Origin of the sequence: Paenibacillus sp. S-38 (assembly GCF_049942825.1) — a bacterium.
Classification (GTDB): Bacteria; Bacillota; Bacilli; order Paenibacillales; family NBRC-103111; genus Paenibacillus_G.
Window position 1 is genome coordinate 1,394,036 of sequence record NZ_CP187970.1, and the last position, 21,706, is coordinate 1,415,741.

Here is a 21,706-nt window from a genome sequence, read left to right on the forward strand (position 1 = left end):
TAAAACCCAGGGAGGCAAAAATCATGAACCAAAAGAGTAAGGCGAAAAGCATGGCCAAACCGGCGGTGATGGCAGGCCTGGCGGCGGTGCTGGCAGCGGGCTGTACCGGTACCGGAGGAACTTCGGCAGGCGGAGGGGAGACGGCGGGGGCGCAGAGCGGGACCAATACGGCGTCGCCTAGCTTCAACTATACAGGGGCGGGGCCGGTGACGGATAAGCCGGCAGCGCTGAAGATTCTGGCGACCAACGCGTGGAGCAATAACGTGGATCTGACGAACGCGCCGATCGTACAGGAGGTCACGAAGCGGGCGGGGGTGACCGTGAACTGGGAGCTCATCCCTCCGACGACGTATCAGGATGCGATCAGTCCGAGGCTTGCGGCGGGGGCGGATCTGCCGGACATCGTCTACCTGCTCGACCAGGACCAGACGATGAAGAATATCCAGGGCGGCCTGTTCAAGCCGCTGAACGAATACATTGATAAGTACGGCGTCAACATCAAGAAGCTGTTCGAGAAATATCCCGAGCTGAAGGCGAGCCTAACGACCCCGGATGGCAAAATATATTACATCCCGCAGCTCGCGGTCACCAAGAACTATATGCCGACTTTTATGGTGAATATGCGCTGGCTGGATAAGCTGGGGCTGAAGGAGCCGACGACGCTGGATGAGTTCACAGAGATGCTCCGGAAGATGAAGTCCGGCGACCCGAACGGCAACGGCAAGGCGGACGAGATTCCGTTCTCCGTCCAGCCTAAGCTGCTTGCCAGCGCCTTTGGACCGGTGTTCGGCATGGATCTGGCCAACAGCTTCTATACGGATAAGGACGGCAAGGTGCACTATGCCTACTACGAGCCGGCTTACAAGGAATACCTCACTTATCTGAACGGGCTGTACAAGGAAGGCCTGCTGGAGCAGGATTTCGCCTCCACGACGTCGGACCAGATCACCTCGAAGTTCTCGCAGAACATTACAGGAGTTACGTTCAACTTCAGCTACTATACGTCGATGGTGTACAGCAAGCTCTTCAAGGACTACGATCCGAACACGCCGCTGATCAAGGGCATTGCCCCGCTCAAAGGGCCGCATGGCGACCAGTTCTACATGGGCCGCAACCCGATTACCGGGGTATTCGGGATCTCGAAGAACGCGGCCGACCCGGAGCTGGCGTTCCGGTTCCTCGACTATGCGAGCAGCGAGGAGGCCAAGGAGATTTATGCCTGGGGCCTCAAGGGAGAGACGTATGAGGTGGTCGACGGCAAGAAGCAGTTCACCGAGAAAGGGAAGGACAATGATTTTATCCAGAAATTCGGCATCAACCCGGTGAACCTGCCGATCGAGCAGTCGGTCGAATCCACCGATGTCCTCGTGGCGCCTTGGCATGCCAAGATCGACAAGGAGATGGAGAAGTATATCAAGCCGCCGTTCCCGTTCGTCTACGCGCTGCCGGATGAAGCGGGCACCGAGAATACGGTCATGCCGGATATCACCACCTACGTCAATGAGATGAATATCAAGTTCATCACGGGCAAGGAGAGCCTCGATAACTTCGACACTTACATGAAGGTACTGAACGGAATGGGCATTGAAGACGTAATCAAAGGCAGACAAGCGCAGTACGACCGCTACCAGGCGGCGGGCAAAAAATAATTTTGCGGGATGCCGGAGAGTGGTCCGAGCGCATGGTCGTGAAGCAGAAGGTACAGGAACCTAAATTCCGGTTCACCGCACAGCAGTCTCCTAAGGGGGCTGCTGTGTTTGTTATGGGTGCTGATGAAGCCGGGGGACAACGATACGAGTAGAAAGTAGAATGGTGTATCCCCGCGGGGAAGGATTGAGGTACAATCGGGAGAAGAGCGGCGGACCGGCTTGAAGGGATTTGTTTGTATCCGTTTACAGTTAACGAAGGGGGGGAGCTTCATTGAAAAAGAAAATCTACGCTCCGCTCGTGCTTCTGCTCGCCGCGGTGCTTGCTGCAGCAGGAATGCTCCTCCTCGTTCGCCATTTCTCCCGGCCGGAAGGCCCCGGACAGGCGTCCTCCCGGCCGGAGGCCGAAAGCCGGTCCCTTCAGCCTGCGGCACTTAGGATCGTCTTCCCGCTGGAGAGACCTGCGAACGAGGCCGAGGTGATCCGGGCCGTCGAAGCCAAGCTGGCGCGGGACGGTCTCCCTTTGAAGCTGGACATTACCTACATCCCCTATGCTCAATATTGGAACAAAATATGGCTGCTTGCCGCCAGCGGGGAACCGTATGATCTCGTGGTGACGGCTTATTCGAATATTCCGGATCTCGCTGCGAAGAAGGTGCTCGCCCCGCTGGATGAGGCGCTCGCCGGCTATGGCCCCAGCCTGATGAAGTACACCCCGGCTTACGCCTTCAAGGGCGTGACGGTAAACGGCCGCATTTACGGGATCCCGCGGGTGATGCCGATGGCGGAATTCCAGAGCTTCCTGCAGATCCGGGGCGATCTGAGGAAGAAGTACGGCCTGCCGGAGATCCGCACGATCGCGGACATGGATGCCTATCTCGCGGCGGTGTCGAAGCACGAGAAGGAGATCGTCCCTTACTATTATGATACGGGCAAGTTTCTGCTGCGCGAATACGGCAATGCGGCGTTCCTCGCCGGGGGGTTCTTCAATTCCCCGGTCTATATCGATCCTGCCGATCCGCAGCTGCTGGTCAGGAACACCTACGAATCCGACCGGTTCAAGGATATCATGGCGAAGATGCACGAGTGGCAGGCCAAAGGCTATGCGCCTTACCCGCCTTCCGTCACCTCGCAGTTCCCTGATCCCGAGGGAGCCTTCCTCTCGGGGCAGGTGGCTGCAACATGGAGCGTGGTCATGAAGCAGACGGAGCGGATTGATGATTTCAAGGAGGCTCATCCGGAAGGCGAGCTCGAGAACGTGTATCTTCACCCGGAGAAGCCCAAGTATCTCTTCACGGCGGCGGATAACATCCTGTCCGTCCTGTCCACCAGCGCCCATGTGAAGGAGTCGGTGGCCTTCGTGAACTGGCTGAGGAGCAGTCAGGAGAACTTCGATCTTTTTACTTATGGGATCGAAGGGGTTCATTATAAGCTGAAGGACGGTGCCCTGTCCTATGACGGAATCCCACCGGAGCGCCGCTATACGCCGGTCCACTGGGCCTGGGACGATATCCGGTATGCCCGGTTCAGCGAGCACATTTCACCGGAATACGCAGCGGCGCTGAGAAGCTGGGATGACGATGCCGTGCTTGCGCCCACCTTGGGATTCGTACCGGACCTGGCGCCCGTCAAATCCGAAATGGCCCAGCTTCAGGTGATCACCGGCGAATATCTTCCGCAGCTCTATGAAGCGGATGTGGACTGGGAGAGGGTCATGAGCGACTTCCGTGCCAAGCTCAAGGATGCGGGCATCGACCATGTGGTGGAGGAGATCCAGGAGCAGTTCGACAGGTTCCGAGAAGAGGGCGGCGGTGCAGCCCGCATTCCTGCCGGTTCCTGACCCCGCTTCCCGTGCCACCAGAAGAAGAACTCCGGCGGACGGACGGTCTGCTTAGGATGTGTCCGTGCGAATACGGATAGGTCCTGCACAAGTGGGATTCTTTTTCAACGAAACGGCTTTGGGAATAGAAGGAAAAAAGTATATCTCAAAGCTAAAGAAAATGTCGCCATATGTCGAAAAAGAGAGTATGCAGTTACATAACAACAAGGGAGCGCACCATATGAAACTGAATACGATCAAATCCAAGCTGTATGTGCTGGTCGGCTTTTTCCTGGCCGCTATGCTCGGGCTTCAGATGTTGAATCAGTACAACAGCAGGCAGTCCGATGAACAGGTCCGCATGATCTACGAGAACAATACCATGTCCGCAGTGTATCTCGGCAATGCGCAGAACGCGCTGTGGCAGCTCCGGTTCGGTCTCGCGCAGTTCATGGTGCTGACCAAGCCGGAGGACAAGCAGAAGATCCTCGATGACGAGAAGAAGCTGTACCAAGTGTTCAGCGATAATCTGAACGCCTATGCGAAAGGCAGCCGGACGGAAGAAGAAAAGACCATGCTTGTGTCGCTGCAGGAGTCCTATCAAAAGTACATGGATGCACGTCCGAAGTGGTTCGAATTATATGGAGCAGGGAAGTTCGAAGAAGCGGCGGAGTGGAGAGCCAAGACGACCACGCTCTACGGCGGTGAAACGGTCAAGGGAATTGAAAAGCTGATTCAGCTGCAGCAGCAGCTGGCCCAGCAGGCCCACCAGGAAGGCGTTCAATCCAGCACGAAGCGCAGCAGCGTCGTATTCGGGGCAGCCGCGGTTGTGCTGCTCATCGGGCTGGCTGCGGGATTCCTGCTGGTGCGGTCGATCAGCAGACCGCTTGTGGCGCTGACCGAAGCGGCCAAACGTGTGGCCGCAGGCGATCTGACGGGGGGCGGCCTTCAGGTGAACGCCAAGGACGAAACGGGGCAGCTGGCCGCGGCTTTCGATACCATGTCGCAGAACCTGAGGGAGCTGATCGGGCAGATCGGGACGAGCACCAAGCTGCTGTCGAGTGCAGCCGAGCAGCTGACCTCCGGCGCCGGCCAGACGAACAAGGCTTCGGAGCATATCGCCTCCACGGTGGAGCAGGTCGCCGCGGGAGCCGAGGAGCAGGTGACGAGCATCCAGAAATCGTCCGACGTCATCAGCCAGATGTCCACGGGCATGACCGAGATTGCACGGAGCACACAGCAGGCGGCATCGAATGCCTCCCAGACGCTGGAGAAGGCGGAAAAGGGGGCGCAGTCGATCCAAACCATCGAGAAGCAGATGGGCTCCATTAACCGGAATGTGGAAGGCCTTGGGGGAACCATCAAGACCCTCGGTGAGCGGTCCCAGGAGATCGGCCAGATCGTCGAAGTCATTACCGGCATTGCCGGCCAGACGAACCTGCTGGCTCTGAACGCGGCGATCGAGGCGGCGCGGGCAGGCGAGAACGGCCGCGGCTTTGCGGTAGTGGCCGGCGAAGTGCGCAAGCTGGCTGAGCAGTCCGGGGTATCGGCTCAGCAGATCTCGCAGCTCGTATCACTCATTCAAGAAGAAGCGAACAAAGCCGTCCTCTCCATGAACAGCGTTGCCCAGGAAGTGACGCAGGGCATGGGCGTCGTAGCGGATGCGGGACAGTCGTTCCAGCAGATCCGCTCTTCCGTAGGCGATGTGACGAGCCAGATCGAGGAGGTGTCCGCTTCGGTGCAGGAAGTCACCACGGGAGCGGAGCAGGTCGTCCACCATATGGACGAGATTACGCGAATGGTGGAAGAGACGGCTTCCGGGACCCAGGCGGTGTCCTCGGCAGCCGAAGAGCAGCTGGCTTCGATGCAGGGGATCCGCGCTTCCTCCGAAGCCCTCTCCGAGATGGCCGAGGAGCTGCAGCGCCTGACCATTAAATTTAAAGTGTAACGTGAGTTTAAAATATAGCATGAAGTTTAACGTATAGTCTTCACCCGGAGCACCCGGCTCATCCCTTACCTTGGGAGAGCCGGGTGTTTTTGGCGTTTTGCCGCCGGGTACCTGACCAACCGATCCGCCACGGCACCAACCGATCGTGCAGGAGAGGGGCTTCTGCCGCAATGGTCCATGGTCTGGGGGAACGGGCGATTGTGGAGCACAGGGCACCGCGGTACGATAAGCCCGAGAAGAACACCGGAGCCGGGGTCTTAGGACGCGCGGCAGCCGGTGCAACTGGGGGAGGAACTGGAGTTATGGGTACGAAAAAAACGTATGTGCTGGTAGGATCCGGAGGACGGGCGGAATTTTATTGGTCCGCGATTGCGGCGCAGTTCAAGGAGACGTCGGAGCTGCTGGCCTTCTGCGACACGAACCAGACACGGATGAACTATGCCAACAAGCGTCTTACGGAAGTGTACGGCGCGGCAGCCGTTCCGGCGTACAAGGCGGAAGACTTCGACCGGATGATTCGCGAGGTGAAGCCGGATACGGTCATCGTGACCACCGTGGACCGTACGCATCATACCTATATTATCCGGGCGATGGAGCTCGGCTGCGATGTCATTACGGAGAAGCCGATGACCGTGGATGAGGACAAATGCCAGGCGATCCTGGACGCGGTGGAACGGACGGGCCGCCGGGTGCGCGTGACGTTCAACTACCGGTATGCGCCGCACCACACGAAGGCGCGCGAGCTGATCGCAGGCGGCACGATCGGTGATGTTCATTCGGTGCATTTCGAGTGGCTGCTAAACCATAAGCACGGTGCGGATTATTTCCGGCGCTGGCACCGGGACAAGCGCAACAGCGGCGGGCTGCTTGTGCACAAGTCGACACACCACTTCGATCTCGTGAACTTCTGGATCGGGTCGCGGCCGGATACGGTGTTCGCCTTAGGTGACCTGCTCTTCTACGGTAAGGAGAATGCGGAGCGGCGGGGCGAGACCCGGTTCTACGACCGGGCTACCGGCAATCCGCTGGCAGAGGACGATCCGTTCGCCCTGCATCTCGACCGCAACGAGAATCTGAAGGCGATGTACCTGGATGCGGAGCACGAGGACGGGTACCGGCGCGACCAGAGCGTGTTCGGGGACGGCATCTCCATCGAGGACACGATGGGCGTCATGGTGCGGTACAAGAATAACGCGATCCTGACGTATTCCCTGAACGCTTACCTGCCCTGGGAAGGGTACCGGATTGCCTTCAACGGGAGCAAGGGGCGCATCGAGATGTCGGTCGGCGAAAAATCATATGTGAACTCCGGCGGAGACAAAGCGCAGGAGGGCGCAGTGAAGAGCCGTTCGATCCGCGTGTTCCCGATGTTCGGGCAGCCGTACGAGGTGGAGGTGGAGCTCGCCGCGGGCGGCCACGGCGGCGGGGATCCCGCCCTGCTGAACGACCTGTTCGGCGAGCCGGCGGTAGACCCGTTCCGGCGGGCGGCAGACCATGTGGATGGGGCAAGATCCATCCTGACCGGCATCGCGGCCAACCGGTCGATCCGGACAGGGCTGCCGGTGCGGGTCGACGATCTGGTACGAATCTAAAACGCGAAGGGAGCGGGAACGGATATGGCTTACGTGGAGGAGCACGAATCGATCGCCGTACGCGCAGCCGGACGGACGGAGGACATGCTGACGGCGGTGGTGAACCGCTATATCGGGGCGAACCCGAAGCTGCCGCCGGTGTACCGAGTGTTCAACAGAGGCGGGTTCTTGAGGGACGCGGAGTACCGCTACGAGATGAACCTGGCGGAGAGGTTCGGGGAGCTGGAGGACGGACTCTTCGTGTATGCCTGGGCTAAGCTGTGGGGCGAGCAGGAGGGGGAGCAGTCCCTTCGGATCTCGTGCTACGGCCCGGTCCGGGTGTTCGTGAATGACGGCTGGGTGTTCCAGTCGAACCAGCGGGATGATGTGCTGCCCGAGCAGACGGCGGAGTTCAAGGCGCCGCTGCGCCGGGGCTGGAATCACGTGGTGCTCGAGTTCATGAGCGCTGCCACCGGCTGCGGAGGCCGCTTCGGCACCGGGCTGATCAAGGCGGCGCCGCTGCACTTCCTGGCTCCGACACGGGAGAGGGAAGGGCAGGAAGGGTGGGTCTACAGCGAGCCTCAGGCGGCCAGGTGGTACGGGGTGAGGCCGGCAGAGGCGGAGCTCTCGGGCGTCGAGCCGATGGGGGCGCCGGAAAGCGAGGCGTTCCGCATCGAATCGCTGGCGCAGGAGAGCGGCTCCCCGGTCCGGTGGCTGCCGGAGAGGACCTGGGACGCGGAGGCGGCGCAGCGCGGCCGCTTCGCCCGGGTGCTGGGCGGGACGGCGCCAGGGAAGCTCGCCTTCGCGTGGGCGAAGCTGGAGAACCGGGGCGCTGCGCCGGCCGAGGTCACGCTGAAGGGCCGCCTAGCCGGCCGCTGCGCCTTGTACCTTGGGGGCCGGCTTGTGTATGAGACTCCGGCGGAAGGCGGCAGCGGCGGAGCCGGGGCTTTGGCTGAGACGCTGCAGGTGCCGGTCGGCAGCCATGACTTCGTGGTCCGCAGTGAATGTCCGGACGAAGGCGCCCCCTGGAGCTTTGACTTCGAGCCCTTCGGCGAGACGAAGGACGTGCGGTGGGCGAAGCCTTATCCCGTGAAGGGAATGGGCGAAGACCTATGGCTGTATCTCGGGCCCTTCGCGAAGGGGATTGCGCCTTCCCTCAGCGAGGTGCCAAGCATGGATACGCTGTTCGGCGAGGGCGAGGACCGGGTCTACTGGCGGGTGGACCAGCCGGGGGGATGGGTGCGGCCGTACCTGGAGAACACGCTGTTCGGCCGGTGGAATTATCCGCTCGGGGTGACGCTCTACGGCATCCTCCAGACCGGCAAAGAGCTTGGCCGTGCGGATTATATCGACTATGCGGCCGATCATATCGGACAGTGCACCCGGCTTGGGGAGTACTCCCGATGGGATGCGCAGCATTATGGCGGACCGGGAACGAATCACCAGCTCGCGCTGATCGACTCGCTGGATGACTGCGGTTCCTTCGGAGCCACGCTGCTGAGGGCAGCTCGGGAGAGGGAAATGCCGGGTGCCCGGTGGGCGGCGGACCGGATCGCCGAGTACATCACCCGGGAGCAGGACCGTCTGCCGAACGGAATGTTGTACCGCCGGCGGGGGCACAGCCAGCTCATGCACGGTACTGTGTGGTGCGACGATCTGTACATGAGCACTCCGTTCCTGTGCCGGTACTACGAGCTGACGGGCGACGAAGCTTATCTGACGGATGCGGCGAACCAGTTTTTGCGGTACAAGGAGCTGCTGTTCATGCCGGAGCGCCGCATCATGCACCATGTGTATAACCTGCGCTTCGGCAAGCCCAATACGGTACCTTGGGGCCGCGGCAACGGCTGGGTGCTCTTCTCGCTGACCGAGCTGCTCGAGACGATGCCGGAAGGGCATGCGAAGCGCGGCGAGATCCTGAGCTTCTACCGGGAGCTGTGCTCCGGGTACGCGGCGCTGCAGGATGAGAACGGCTTGTGGCACCAGGTGCTGACGGATCCGCAGTCATACCCGGAGGCCTCCTGCACTTCGATGTTCATCTACGCCTTCGCCCGCGGCGTCCGCTTCGGCTGGCTGCCCGATCCGGCTCCTTATGTGCAGGCGGTGCGCCGGGGGTTCGACGGGCTCACCCGTACCTGTATCGACAAGCAGGGCAATGTGTACGGCGTGTGCCGCGGCTCGGGTTATTCCTACTCGGCGCTGTATTATAAGGAACGTCTGTCCTGGCTGCTCAACGATACGCATGGCATCGGCATCGTCCTGCTGGCGGGGATCGAGACGCTGCGCCTGCAGGCGCATCTGGCGTCCGGGACACAGCCGGCTGAGGCGGCGGGTAAGCGATAGACGCCGGGGAGTGAGGCGGGAAGGGCAGGAACCCTGCCCGCCTCCGCGGCAAGGCATCCAGGGACCTGAGCGGCGATGGCCTCCACGGTTCGCCAGCTGAGCGATGCTTTCGTCCTCGCGGGGATACCGGAAGAACCGAATAAGGCAGACAGTCCGCCTGAAGCCCGGCGGCTGTCTGTTTTTTCATGGGAACGGCCAGTCAAGGTAGGAATTGGCACCCGCTTAGTCGAATATAAAAAAGAGTGCGCTTACAATACACACGGGAGGTGACGGGATGTCCAGATTCCAGGAGTGGCTCAAGGGCAATTGGCGCAATACCCAAACCCGGCTGGTGCTGATTATGACGCTTTCGGTTTCTTTGATCATCTTCACGGTGGGACTCGCTTCCTACTATACCTCGAAGTCCGTGCTGCAGAGTGAGCTCAGTGAGCCCCAGCACCTCAAGCTGAGGATAGGGATGAGCTATATCGACAAACAGGTGGATGAGGCGAATCGGCTGGCGGTCAAGGTCTCTTTGCACCCGGCGGTGAGGGAATTCCTCACGACAACCGACCAGGGGGCTTATGGTCCGACGACGCAGCTCTATGGGGTGCTTGATGCGCTGTTCCTGAACTCCCCTTACCTTGACAGCATCCATATATATGACAAGGAGCGGCAGAGCTTCATCGGCTACCCGGACGGATACAGCTCGCGTCCTGAGACGTTCCCGGACAACAGTTGGGTCAAGGAAGCCGAAGCGATGGGCGACCGCCCGATGATGATCGCAAGCCGCAAGCTTCCGGAAGGTACGAGCCATTCCGGCCGTGACCAGGTGACCCTGTACCGCACGATCAAGATCGCGGGACAGAGCGAAGGCCTGATTGCAGTGAACTTCAACCCGAATGCGTTGTTCTCCCAGATGACGGGCAGTGAGGTATCGAGCCTGAAGAGTCCGCAGTTTATTTTCGATTCGGCGGGTAAGCTCGTGTTTGCTGCGGGGGCGGAGGATCTTGGCGTGGATACCGGTACGGTGCTCGGCGCGCTGCAGGACCTCGGAGGGGACCACTTCGGCGAGCTGGCTTACAAGGAAGGCCGGCTGCTCCTGTCGCATACCCGTTCCGAGCTCACGCAGTGGGAATTCGTCTCGCTCGTCTCCCAGGACGAGCTGCTGGCGAAGACGGAGAAGATCCGCGACGTCGTTCTTCTTGTGGCGGCCGGTGCGCTGCTGCTCGGCGCTTGGACGATTGTCCACATTAATTCCGTGGCATTCCAGCCTGTCCGGCGCATGCGTTCCATGCTGCATGCATACAAGAAGGAAGGCGTATCTCCGGACCTCAACGACCTCGAGCAGGTGACCGGCCGGCTGCTCAGCGATCACGACAAGCTGTCGCAGCTCATCCGGCAGACGATGCCGGAGGCCGCCTCGAAGTTCGTGAAGGAAGCGCTCGCCGGGCAGATCCGCTCCTCCAAGGAATGGACGCATAAGTGGGCGTGCTATTTCCGGGATTGGGAGGAGGGGCCGCTGACCCTCGCCGTGCTCTCTATCGACCGGTACGGGGAGTGGGGACGCCGTTACCCCGACCACGATCACCTGCTCCTGAAGTACGCCCTCGCGAATATTACGGAGGAGCTGTTCGCTGCGAAGTGGCGGACCGTATGCCTGGACCTCGGCCAGGACCGGATGGCGCTGCTGCTTCAGCCGCGGGAGCCTGCGGCAGAGGGGCCGGAGCAGGAGCTGCGGGAGGCGGAGGAGACGATCCGGCGCCTGCTGAGCTTCAGCATCTCGGCAGGCATCAGCCGGCCCAGTCCGGATGCCGGTTCGCTGCAAAGGGCCATGCAGGAGGCGGAGACGGCCCTTTCCTACAGGCTGTATCTCGGATGCGGGAGCGTCATCACGTATGATGAAACGCTTCAACGTGGCGCCGGAGCAGGCAGTCTGCCCTCCGAATCGCTGATCGGAGGGCTTGCGGACGCGGTGGAGGCAGGGGCTGCAGACCATGCGCTCTGCCTGTGGGAGCGGGTCCGGCGGGAGCTCGAAGCATCGCAATCGGCGCCGGCCGCCGCCCTCTCCTATGTGATTGCCTTGAAGCGAAGACTGAACGGGATCTCCCGCGTGAAGGAGCACGGCGGCGCAGTGGAAGCGAGGGAGGCCTCGTACGGCGAAACGATGCCGCTGAGCGAGATCGGCGAAGCCATGGCTGTAGAGATCCGCGAGCTGGCGGAAAGCTTTGCCCGTACGGCCCGCAGCAAGGAGTATCTGCAGGTGCAGGGCATGATCGAATACATGAGACAGCATCTCGGCGACAACGTCGGCGTGCAGGACATTGCGGCGGCGGCCGGCATCTCGATCTCCCTGGCCTCCCAGCTCTTCAAGCAGGAAACCGGCGAGACGATCCATGATTACCTGACGGCGCTGCGGGTAGAGCGGGCCGGGGAGCTGCTGCTGCAGACGCCGAGCAAGATTGCGGATATCGCCTCGATGGTCGGCTACCAGCATGAGAACAGCTTCATCCGGGTGTTCCGCAAGTATAAGGACATCACGCCGGGCAAATACCGGGAGCTGATGAAAGCCAAAGCCGCGCCGGCAGCCGAATAGCGGGCAGGCGGCAAGGTCAATAGAGGCAGGGCAGAGTCCCCTTGGAGCGGAATTCATTTTCGCTCCAAGGGGGCTTTTTGGTGCAGGCGTGCCAGCTATCCAAGTGTGGCACGGCTGTCTTCGCAGCGAAGCGCCGCCCGGGCGTGGCACAGCGGTCCCCACAGCGAAGGGCCGGCGCAAACGCGGCACGGCTGTCCCCGCGGCGAAGCGCCGCTAGGCCAAGGCAGCCCGCCCGCAGCCTGACCGCTTCTTTTGCGCGGCCATCCCCCGGCGGTCGAAGCCGCAGACAGAATCAACCGAACGGCCACGGGACCAACCGATCCTTCAGAACGGGGCGCCATCCCGGTTCGGCGCACGGGATAACGGAATGATCGATTGCCACGGCCCGCCCTGCCGGGTACGATGAGGCCAATCCCATTCCTACTATGGACTCCGTTCAGAAGAAAGGCGGTGTGACGATTGGCCAAGTATTGGCAGAATGCCAAGAAGCATTGGATGCTCTATCTCATGATCCTCCCGGGCATTGCCTACTATATCGTATTCAAATACGTGCCCGTGGCGGGAAGCATCATCGCGTTCCAGAAGTACCAGATCATGCGCGGGATCTGGGACAGCCCCTGGGTGGGGCTGGATAATTTCAAGTTCATTTTTGCATACCCGGATTTCTACAATGTCCTACGCAATACACTGCTCCTGGCGATGTATCATCTCGTGTTCGGGTTCCCGGCGCCGATCCTGCTCGCGCTCCTCTTCAACGAAGTGCGGCTGGCGCTGGCGAAGAAGCTCTTCCAGAGCCTGTTCTACCTCCCTCACTTCCTGTCGTGGGTGGTGGTCGGCGGTATTGTCTTCGAGCTGCTGTCCGCCCAGGGGATTGCGAACATGATCCGGGGCTGGTTCGGGCTCTCCCCGATCCTGTTCATGCAGGAGGAGTCGCTGTTCCGCTCGATCGTCGTCATCTCGGGGATCTGGAAGGAGGTCGGCTGGGGCACGATCATCTATCTGGCGGCGCTCGCCGGCATCAACCCGCACCTCTATGAGGCGGCGGTCGTCGACGGGGCGAACAAATGGAAGCAGACGATCTACATCACGCTGCCGTCGCTGATGCCCACGATTCTCGTGCTGTTCCTGCTGCGGATCGGCAATTTCCTGGAACTAGGCTTCGACCAGGTATTCAACCTGCTGACGCCGATGACCTATTCTGTCGGGGATATCATTGAGACATACGTGTACAGAGCCGGGGTGCTGCAGGCGCAGTACAGCGTAACGACGGCGATCGGCTTGTTCCAATCGGTCATTGGGTTCCTCTTATTGTGGATCTTTAACAGATTAGCGAGAAAATCGGAACAGGGGTTGTGGTGATGACAGAGACCTGGGGAGAAAAGCTGTTCAAGCCGCTCAATTACATTTTCCTCGCGGCCGCCTCACTGTCGATGGTGCTGCCGCTGATTCACCTGCTGGCGGTATCGCTCAGCTCGCCTTATGCCGCCGATGCGAAGCAGGTGCTCCTGCTTCCGGTGGATTTTACCCTGGCCTCCTGGGACTACATCCTGAACAAGGATGACCTGTGGCGGGCCTTCTGGGTCACCGTGATGATCACGGCCGTGGGCACGGCCATGAGTATGCTCTTCACGGTACTTACCGCCTATCCGCTGGCCCAGCGGGCATTCCTTCTCCGCAAGGCCGTGATGCTGGGCATCGTGATCACGATGATTTTCAACGCGCCGCTCATACCGTTCTTCCTTACCGTGAAGGAGCTCGGGATGCTGAACTCGTTCTGGGCTTACATTATTCCGGGTCTCATCGGGACCTTCAACATGATCATCATTCGCACTTTCCTCATGGAGCTCCCGCCCGAGCTCGACGATTCGGCCCGCATGGACGGCTGCAACGATCTTCGCATCCTGTTCCAGATCTGTCTGCCGCTCTCGAAGCCGGTGCTAGCCACGGTCAGCCTCTTCTATGCCGTCGGCTACTGGAACACATTCCAGCGGGCGGTGCTCTTCATCCGCAATCCGGACCTGTGGCCGCTGCAGATGAAGCTGCGGGAGTATCTCATGAGCAACGAAGAGCTTATCACGACGAGCCAAATGTTGGGCACGTTCGATTACAACGCGGCGACGCTGCATGCAGCGACGATTATTTTTGCAGCGGTACCGATCCTGCTCGTGTATCCTTATCTGCAGAAGTACTTCATTAAGGGAGCGCTGATCGGATCGATCAAAGGGTGAACATCTGTCGGTTTGATGAAAGGGAGAGCTCAGGCGTTTGATTAAAGGACGAAAATCAGTCGGGTCGATCAAAAGGTGAACATCAATCCGGTCGATCAAAGGTTGAACATGAAAAGGGGGATGGCAGGGGATGGCAAAAATGGCTGTGGAAAAAGGCAAAAAGCGGAGTTACGGTGCGGCGGCCCGGCCGGGTCTCGCCGTTGTGCTGGCGGCGGCGCTGGCGGCGGGCTGCAGCTCCGACAAGGGAGCGGATCAAGGGGCTGCGGAAGCGGGGCAGGACGGCAAGCCGGTGAAGGTCCGCGTGTTCAAGAGCCACCTGGGCAAAGGGAAAATTCCCGAAGGGAGCAACGAGCACATCAAATATATTGCGGACCGGACAGGCGTCGAGTATCAGCTCATGACCTCCGCACCCGGCTCCGACCCGGCAGAGACGCTCAACGTGATGATCGCCTCCGACGATCTGCCGGATATTCTGCGGCCTATCGGCGGCGTGGAGCAGACGCTGATCCAGCAGGGGGGCGCGCTGCCGCTCGACGACCTGCTGCCGAAATATGCGCCGAACGTGTGGAAGCTGATCCCGGAGGAAGCGTGGGACATCGTGCGGGCGGCTTCGCCGGATGGGAAGATCTATTTTGTCCCGAAGGTGTACACGATTCCCGAGCGGGTTCCGATGATCCGCAAGGACTGGCTGGATAAGCTCGGCCTATCGATGCCGCAGACGAAGGAGCAGTACTTCGAGATGATGCGGGCGATGCGGGATAAGGACCCGAACGGCAACGGCAAAGCGGATGAGCTGCCGACGACAGGGCGCGAGCTCGGGAAGTGGATGGACCACCTGTTCGGGATGTACGGCGTCGCGATGTGGGAGGGCAACCCGGAGTGGGACATCTATGACGGCAAGATCCAGTATGCGGGCATCACGCCGAACATGAAGGCGGCGATCTCCATGATCCGCGACATGTACAAGGAGAAGCTGCTCGACAACGAGACGTTCCTGAACAAGGGCGAGGTGTGGCAGGCGAAGATCAACAACAACCTGGTCGGCCACTGGTACCATCTGCCCGCTTCGCTCAAGGACAAATATGCGGCAATGAAAAAGACGGCGCCGGACGCCTATGTGGCCGGTATGCCGCTGCCGAAGGTGGAGGGCTTCACGGGCTTCGTCACGCAGAAGTCCATGGGCGAGGTCGAATGGATGATCCCGACGGCCTCCGAGAAGAACGCGCCGAATGCGCTCAAGCTGCTCGATTTCTTCTACAATCCGGAGAACGAGGAATTCGTCCGTTTCGGGATCGAAGGCCAGCAGCACGAAGTGGTGGATGGTGTCAAAAGGCTCCTGCCGGAGTCGGAGGACCGTCCGATCGCACTGGGTATGCAGAACTTCAACACGAAGGATACGATGCAGAAGCGGATCGAGCAGACGTATCCGGCCGACCAGGTGAAGATGGTCATGGACATCTTCGATGTCGGCATCTCGCAGGCGCGCCGGATCGCCGGGGACGGGATGAGCTCCTCCGTCTATGAGGGCTTCCCGGACATCCAGTCGCACAAGCTGTTCCAGCAGTACGTGGCGAAGATCATCATCGGCGAATGGCCGCTGGAGAAATTCGACGAGTTCGTGGAGAAGTGGAAGTCGTCCGGCGGGGACGCGGTCACCAAACGCGTACAGGAATGGTACGGCCGGGTCGAGCAGTTTCAGAAGCAGTCGCAGTGACGGAGGGGAGGAATCCCCGGTGGAGCGAGTTTGAGAGTAGAAAAAGGACTTCCAGGATTACGGATGGAAGCAGCAGGGTGACGATGCGCAGCGCAGCAGGGGACCGGTTGGAGCAGGCTCCCTCTGCGCTTGCCGTCCATATAGGAGGGCGAAGCCGTTTGTCTTAAATATTATCCATTTTAGATCTCTTCAGGGCTCGATTCTGCTGGCGCGCAAGCCATCTATGAAAATAGCGGAAGCACGGTGCGTTATTTCCACTTTTCGATGGTTCCCACCAGAAATAAAGGAACTCAGATGCGCTATTGTAGGATTGGGGGTGGTTTCCAGGCCCGTTTTTCCCTAATAAGGAATTTGAGCTCCGCTATTTTCCTGGAAATGCCGGAAAAACCCTCAATAAGATACTTCACTTCCGCTATTTTAAAACGATCGGTCACCGGAGGCGGAGGCTGAACCGTATACCTTCCGGCTCGAACTGCTGGTCGCGGATCGCGGCCGCCTGAGGCAAATAGCAGTTCGGTTCCGCCTGCAGCGGCTGCAGCTGAAACCATCCGTCCGGCAGGCATACTCCCCGCATCTCTGTCCCGCATGGACCGCGTTGAGGTAGGGATTCTGCCAGGATAGGTTGAAAAACAGCCGGCCCGCCGCCTCCCAGCGGTACAGGCAGTACAGCTGCACATCAATTTCAGGGCAAACCGGAGGGAGATTAGTGAGAGTAATCTTAATGAGCGCCGACAGGCGTTGTTCTTAGAAGGAGGAGCTATGTCAATAATCGATCGCAAGGCATTGGTCGGCCGGCACAATCCGGTGATCCGGGAGGTTGTGCCACTCTCGCCGCTGTCCGTCGGCAACGGGGAGTTCGCATTCACGGCGGACCTGACGGGGCTTCAGACGTTTCCGGAAGCGTACGAGGTGCCGCTCGGCACCCAGTCCCAGTGGGGCTGGCACTCTACGGGAGGACGGGAGGTCTGGACGCTGGACGATGTCCGGCTGCAGTACCGTGATGAAGCCACGGGTCTCGGCGGGTATCCGGTGCATGCCGAGGACCGGGAGGAAGCGTATCACTGGCTGAGGCAGAACCCGCACCGGCTGCAGCTCGGCCAGCTGGGTCTGCTGCTCCTGCAAGAGAACGGCGGGCGGATGACGCCGGAAGACATCACGGACGCGGAGCAGACGCTGGACCTGTGGACCGGCGTTCTGACAAGCCGGTTCCGCGCGGACGGCGTGCCGGTGGCGGTGCAGACCGTCTGCCACCCGGAGCTGGACGGGATCGGGGTGACGGTGGAGAGCCCGCTGCTCGCGGAGGGCCGGCTGGGGCTCTCTCTCCGGTTCCCCGCCCCGGGAGTCACCTCACAGGCCTGGGACAAGACGACGGGGCTGCACTGGGGCGGGCCGGAGGAGCACCGCAGCGAGCTGGAGAGGCTCAGCGGCGGCAGCTTCCTCATCCGGCGGACGATGGATGTGGACGGGTACGGGGCGCTGCTCCGGCTCTCGGAGGGAGAGCTGGCGCGTGAAGAGGAGCCCCATGCGTACGCTGTGCGGGGCGTCATTCCCGGCGGGCGGCTGGAGCTCACGCTCTCGTTCGCTCCGCAGGACCGGCAGCCGCCGGAGCTTGCCGGTGTCATCGGCACCTTGGAGGCGAGCCGCCGCCACTGGGAGCGCTTCTGGCAGGAGGGGGCGGCTGTGGAGCTGGCGGACAGCCGGGATCCCCGCGCTCTGGAGCTGGAGCGGCGCATCGTGCTCTCGCAGTTCCTGACCGCGATCCACTCGGCGGGCTCCGTGCCTCCTCAGGAAACCGGGCTGCTCTACAACAGCTGGTTCGGCAAGCCGCATCTCGAGATGCACTGGTGGCATGCGGTGCATTTTCCGCTGTGGGGCCGCACGGAGCTGCTGCTGCGCAGCATGGACTGGTACCGCGAGATCCTGCCCAAGGCCAAGGCGCTGGCGGCCTCGCAGGGCTACACCGGAGCGAGGTGGCCGAAGATGGTCGGTCCCGAGGGGAACCAGAGCCCGTCGCCGATCGCGGCACTGCTGATCTGGCAGCAGCCGCACCCGATCGTGTTCGCGGAGCTGGCCTATCAGGCCGATCCGACCGCGGAGACCCTGGAACGCTTCGCGGACATCGTGCTGGAGTCCGCGGAGTTCATGGCCTCCTTCGCCGCCTGGGACGAGGCGGAAGGCCTGTATGTGCTCGGGCCGCCGGTGATCCCGGCGCAGGAGAACCACAAGCCCGCGGGCTGCCGGAACCCGGCCTATGAGCTGGAATACTGGCATCACGGGCTGGAGACCGCGATCCGCTGGGCCGAGCGGATCGGGCGGCCGGTGCCGGACCGCTGGCAGCGCGTGTGCCGTCACCTCGCGGCGCTGCCGGAGAAGGACGGCGTGTACCTGGCGCATGAGCGCTGCCCGGACACCTATACCGCCTTCAACACGGATCATCCCTCGATGCTCGGGGCGCTGGGCCTGCTGCCCGGCAGGCTCGTGAAGCCCGACGTGATGCGGGCTACGCTTGGCCGGGTGCTTGAGAGCTGGCGGTGGGAGACGTCCTGGGGCTGGGACTTCCCGATGGCGGCGATGACCGCCGCCCGGCTCGGAGAGGGCGCCTTGGCCGTCGACCTGCTCCTGAAGGAGGAGGTCAAGAACACCTACCTGCCCAGCGGCCACAACTACCAGAGGCCGGGGCTGACCGCCTACCTGCCGGGCAACGGCGGGCTGCTGGCGGCCGTCGCCCTGATGGCTGGAGGCTGGCAGGGCGGGCCGGAAGGGCATGCGCCCGGCTTCCCGCAGGACGGCAGCTGGACCGTGCGGGCCGAGGGGCTGAACCCTTGGCTGTAAGCCGTAAGGCGGAGGGGACAACGTAGGGCAAGAAGGCAAGTGTAAGGTCCTTCGGATGAAGAGGTGCGGCCCTCGTGCGCCCGGCGGACGGCGATCCGATCCGCGGTATCCTCGGGGTGAGCGGGATGAATCAGCCGGCGCGATCTGAGGGGATGCGCGGAAGAGAGCTTCAGTCGGGCAAGTACGTGTCTGAAGAAGGTGAACAGCGGGGCAGGCCGGTCAAGGAGCACTGCCCCTGAGGCTCCCTTCACTGCAGAACGGCGTGCAGGCGGGGTGGAGGTATTCCTATGCACTCGAAGCTGCCGGCAGAGGAGGGAAGCCCGCCGGCCGCCCGAGGCCTTCACAGTGCTGCCGGCCGGCCGAAAGGCGGGAGGTAACCATGAGAAGAATCGGCATATGGAGCGACTGGAAGCGGGGGCTTGGCTGCCGCCCGGTCCGGAGCGGCAGACCGTGGGCCTGTCGCGGGACTGCTGCAGCCGGGCACGCCGAAGCCTTCGGGCCGGAGAGCAAGTCAGCTGAAGAGGAGGCGGGCGTCATGACGACATTACTTGACGGGCACGCCGGTAAAGAGGTCGGCGAGCCGACCTACGGCGGCCGGAACCGGCGCAGGCTGGTCCTGCGGAGGCCGGCGTCGTGGTGGGGCCAGCTGTGGCGCGAGGCGCTGCCTTCCGGCAATGGCCTGATCGGCGCTGCCGTGCACGGGGCTATCGGCAGCGAAACGGTGCTCCTGACCCACGCGCAGCTGTGGACCGGAGGCACGAAGCAGGAGCTGCCGGAGGTCAGCGGCACGCTGGCCGAGATCAGGCGCCTGATGGACGACGGTTCCTACCGCGAAGCGAACGGGCTGCTGGAGGGCCGGCTCCGCGAGGCCGGATACGAGCCGGTCCGCGAGACGCCGCTGCCGCTGGCGGACCTGAAGGTGCTGCGTACGGCCCGGGCCGGCTTCCGCCGCTACCGCCGGGAGCTGGACCTGGAGACGGGAGAAGTGACCGTCAGCTGGGAGGAGGGAGAAGCGGCGTACGAACGGAAGCTGTTCGTCTCCCGCCGGGACGATGTTATCGTCTATGAGCTGGGGGCCCGGGGAGGGAGCGTGGATGTGGACCTGCTCCTCCAGCCGCATGAGAAGGGGACGGCCAGCCGGGCGGACATTCCCACCTATGTGTCCGAGTCGTTGGAGATCACGGCGGAGGGCGGCTTCCTCCGGTATGCTGCCCGCAATGACGACGGGCGGGATTTCGGCGCAGTGCTGCGGGTGGTGCCTTCCGGGGGGACGCTGAGTCATGCTCAGGGCCGTCTGTCTGTTGCGGGCGCCGGCAGGGTGCTGATTCTGGTGAAGCTTTTTGCCGGAGGCGGCCGCTCGGAGGATTGGTCGAGGCTCGAAGCGGAGCTTGAGGCAGTGGCTTCCACGTACGGCGAACTGCTCGACCGCCATACGGCGCTGCACGGGCCGCTGATGCGCTCTGCGGACCTGCAGCTGGGCGGGGAGGGGGAGGAGGCGGACTTCACCTGCACGGATGAGATGCTTCAGGAGGTGTACGACGGCGGGCTGACCCAGGGGCTGGCGGAGCTGATGTGGGCTTACGGCCGCTACCTGTTTATCTCGGGGACCCGTCCGGGCGGGCTTCCGTTTGGCCTGTACGGCCTGTGGGGCGGCGATTACAAGGCGGTCTGGAGCCACTATATGGCCAACGAGAATGTGCAGATGATGTACTGGCACGCGGCCTCCGGCGGCCTCTCCGAGCTGATCCTGCCCATGCTGGACTATTACGAATCCCGCCTGGAGATCTTTCGGGACAACGCGAGGAAGCTGTACGGCTGCCGGGGTATCTTCATCCCTGCCGGGACGACGCCGGGGATGGCCGAGCCGTTCCAGACCGTGCCGGTGATTATGCACTGGACGGGGGCGGCGGGGTGGCTGGCCCGCCACTTCTTTGAATACTACCGGTTTACCGGCGACCTGGAATTCCTCCGTACGCGGGCGCTTCCTTTCATGAGGGAAGCGGCGCTGTTCTATGAGGACTTCCTGGTGGAGGGGGAGGACGGGAAGCTCCTCTCGTATCCGTCCGTGTCGCCGGAGAATACGCCGGGCAATTATATCTCCGAAGAAGGCACCTTCGGGGCGATGGCCCATGCCATGCCGACGGCGGTCAATGCGCTGCTCGACTTCGCGATCCTGAAGGAGCTGCTCACGGATCTTCTGGAGGCCGTGGAGGACGCAGAGGAGGTCGGGCCGGAAGCGGTCCTGCGGTGGAGGCAGCTGCTGGAGCGGATTCCCGCTTATGAAGGTAACGAGGAGGGGGCCGTCCGGGAGTGGCTTCATCCCGATTTCAAGGACCGCTACCGGCACCGGCATATCTCGCATATTTATCCCGTGTTCCCGGCTTATGAAGTCACGCGGGACAGCGATCCGGCGCTGTTCGAAGCCTTCGCCGAGGCGGTGCGCCGGCGGCAGGTCGTCGGGGTCGGAGACCAGACCGCCTGGTCGTGGGCCCATCTTGCCAATATTTACGCCCGGATGGAGGAAGGAGAGCAGGCGCTGGATTGTCTGTCCATGCTGGCCCGCTCCTGCCTGCAGGATAATCTCTATACCGTGCACAACGACTGGCGGCATATGGGCGTGAGCTTATCCTACGGCCGGGCGCCGGTCCAGATGGACGCCAACCTCGGCTGGGTATCCGCCGTGCAGGAGATGCTGCTCCTGGCTGCGCCAGGGCGCTTGAAGCTGCTGCCGGCCCTGCCCGCTTCCTGGACGCGGGGGAGCGTTCGGGAGCTGCGGTTCGAGACCGGCCGCGTCACCTTCGCCTGGGATCTGCAGCAGGGGCAGCTCGAAGCCGAGCTGGCGGCTGCCCGGCCGACGGACCTGCTGCTCACGCTGCCGCCGGGGTTCCGCTTGGCGGCGGTAGAAGCCGAAGGGGGCGACTGGGCGGCCGGCTGCACCGGTCCGGCCCTCCCCGTCCGGCTGGCGGCAGGCAGTACGCTGAGGTTTACGGCGAAGGCGGGGCTTGGAAAGTAATGTAGAGCAGGTAAGGC

At 62.1% G+C, this 21,706-nt stretch carries 14 protein-coding genes; 12 read left to right on the forward strand and 2 right to left on the reverse strand.

Annotated features, from left to right (window positions below):
* The first annotated feature begins 23 nt into the window (after window positions 1–23).
* The 6 genes from ACP26L_RS06610 to ACP26L_RS06635 all read left to right on the forward strand — a co-directional run bounded on the left by ACP26L_RS06610 (window position 24) and on the right by ACP26L_RS06635 (window position 11,902).
* A complete protein-coding gene (locus tag ACP26L_RS06610; RefSeq protein ID WP_426451773.1) occupies window positions 24–1,649 on the forward strand; it encodes an extracellular solute-binding protein in 1,626 nt (541 codons plus the stop codon).
* 271 nt (window positions 1,650–1,920) lie between these two features.
* Window positions 1,921–3,486 carry an ABC transporter substrate-binding protein gene (locus ACP26L_RS06615; RefSeq protein ID WP_426451774.1) on the forward strand — a complete coding sequence of 522 codons (1,566 nt, stop codon included), beginning with the start codon at window positions 1,921–1,923 and terminating at the stop codon, window positions 3,484–3,486.
* Window positions 3,487–3,706: 220 nt separating this feature from the next.
* Window positions 3,707–5,413, forward strand: coding sequence for a methyl-accepting chemotaxis protein (locus ACP26L_RS06620; RefSeq protein ID WP_426451775.1), 1,707 nt, complete (start codon window positions 3,707–3,709; stop codon window positions 5,411–5,413).
* Window positions 5,414–5,715: 302 nt separating this feature from the next.
* Window positions 5,716–7,005 (forward strand): Gfo/Idh/MocA family oxidoreductase, encoded by a 1,290-nt coding sequence (locus ACP26L_RS06625; protein WP_426451776.1) that lies wholly within the window; start codon window positions 5,716–5,718, stop codon window positions 7,003–7,005.
* Window positions 7,006–7,029: 24 nt separating this feature from the next.
* On the forward strand, window positions 7,030–9,327 hold the full coding sequence (locus ACP26L_RS06630; protein ID WP_426451777.1) for a glycoside hydrolase family 88/105 protein: 2,298 nt from the start codon (window positions 7,030–7,032) through the stop codon (window positions 9,325–9,327).
* Between the two features lie 274 nt (window positions 9,328–9,601).
* Window positions 9,602–11,902 carry a helix-turn-helix domain-containing protein gene (locus ACP26L_RS06635; RefSeq protein ID WP_426451778.1) on the forward strand — a complete coding sequence of 767 codons (2,301 nt, stop codon included), beginning with the start codon at window positions 9,602–9,604 and terminating at the stop codon, window positions 11,900–11,902.
* Between the two features lie 95 nt (window positions 11,903–11,997).
* On the opposite strand, the gene ACP26L_RS06640 is transcribed toward ACP26L_RS06635, so the two are convergent.
* Window positions 11,998–12,210, reverse strand: a complete 213-nt coding sequence (locus tag ACP26L_RS06640; RefSeq protein ID WP_426451779.1) for a hypothetical protein — start codon at window positions 12,208–12,210, stop codon at window positions 11,998–12,000.
* Between the two features lie 151 nt (window positions 12,211–12,361).
* Here ACP26L_RS06640 and ACP26L_RS06645 point away from each other — a divergent pair, with 151 nt between their 5' ends.
* The 3 genes from ACP26L_RS06645 to ACP26L_RS06655 all read left to right on the forward strand — a co-directional run bounded on the left by ACP26L_RS06645 (window position 12,362) and on the right by ACP26L_RS06655 (window position 15,844).
* Complete coding sequence (locus tag ACP26L_RS06645; protein ID WP_426451780.1) at window positions 12,362–13,261, forward strand: ABC transporter permease; 900 nt, start codon at window positions 12,362–12,364, stop codon at window positions 13,259–13,261.
* Window positions 13,261–14,130, forward strand: a complete 870-nt coding sequence (locus ACP26L_RS06650; RefSeq protein ID WP_426451781.1) for a carbohydrate ABC transporter permease — start codon at window positions 13,261–13,263, stop codon at window positions 14,128–14,130. The genes ACP26L_RS06645 and ACP26L_RS06650 overlap by 1 nt, the downstream gene beginning before the upstream one ends.
* A 130-nt stretch (window positions 14,131–14,260) precedes the next feature.
* The gene (locus ACP26L_RS06655) at window positions 14,261–15,844 is read left to right on the forward strand and encodes an extracellular solute-binding protein (RefSeq protein WP_426451782.1); all 1,584 of its coding nucleotides are present in this window, start codon (window positions 14,261–14,263) and stop codon (window positions 15,842–15,844) included.
* A 430-nt stretch (window positions 15,845–16,274) separates the two neighbouring features.
* Here the strand turns inward: ACP26L_RS06655 and ACP26L_RS06660 are convergent, their stop codons facing one another.
* Window positions 16,275–16,418, reverse strand: coding sequence for a hypothetical protein (locus tag ACP26L_RS06660; protein WP_426451783.1), 144 nt, complete (start codon window positions 16,416–16,418; stop codon window positions 16,275–16,277).
* Window positions 16,419–16,603: 185 nt separating this feature from the next.
* On the opposite strand from ACP26L_RS06660, the gene ACP26L_RS06665 reads away from it, so the two are divergent.
* From ACP26L_RS06665 to ACP26L_RS06675, 3 genes are all read left to right on the forward strand, one after another.
* Window positions 16,604–18,676: a glycoside hydrolase family 65 gene (locus tag ACP26L_RS06665; protein WP_426451784.1), complete on the forward strand. Its 2,073-nt coding sequence runs from the start codon at window positions 16,604–16,606 to the stop codon at window positions 18,674–18,676.
* A gap of 74 nt (window positions 18,677–18,750) precedes the next feature.
* The gene (locus ACP26L_RS06670) at window positions 18,751–18,915 is read left to right on the forward strand and encodes a hypothetical protein (protein WP_426451785.1); all 165 of its coding nucleotides are present in this window, start codon (window positions 18,751–18,753) and stop codon (window positions 18,913–18,915) included.
* A 140-nt stretch (window positions 18,916–19,055) separates the two neighbouring features.
* Window positions 19,056–21,689, forward strand: a complete 2,634-nt coding sequence (locus ACP26L_RS06675) for a glycosyl hydrolase family 95 catalytic domain-containing protein (RefSeq protein ID WP_426451786.1) — start codon at window positions 19,056–19,058, stop codon at window positions 21,687–21,689.
* Window positions 21,690–21,706: the final 17 nt, after the last annotated feature.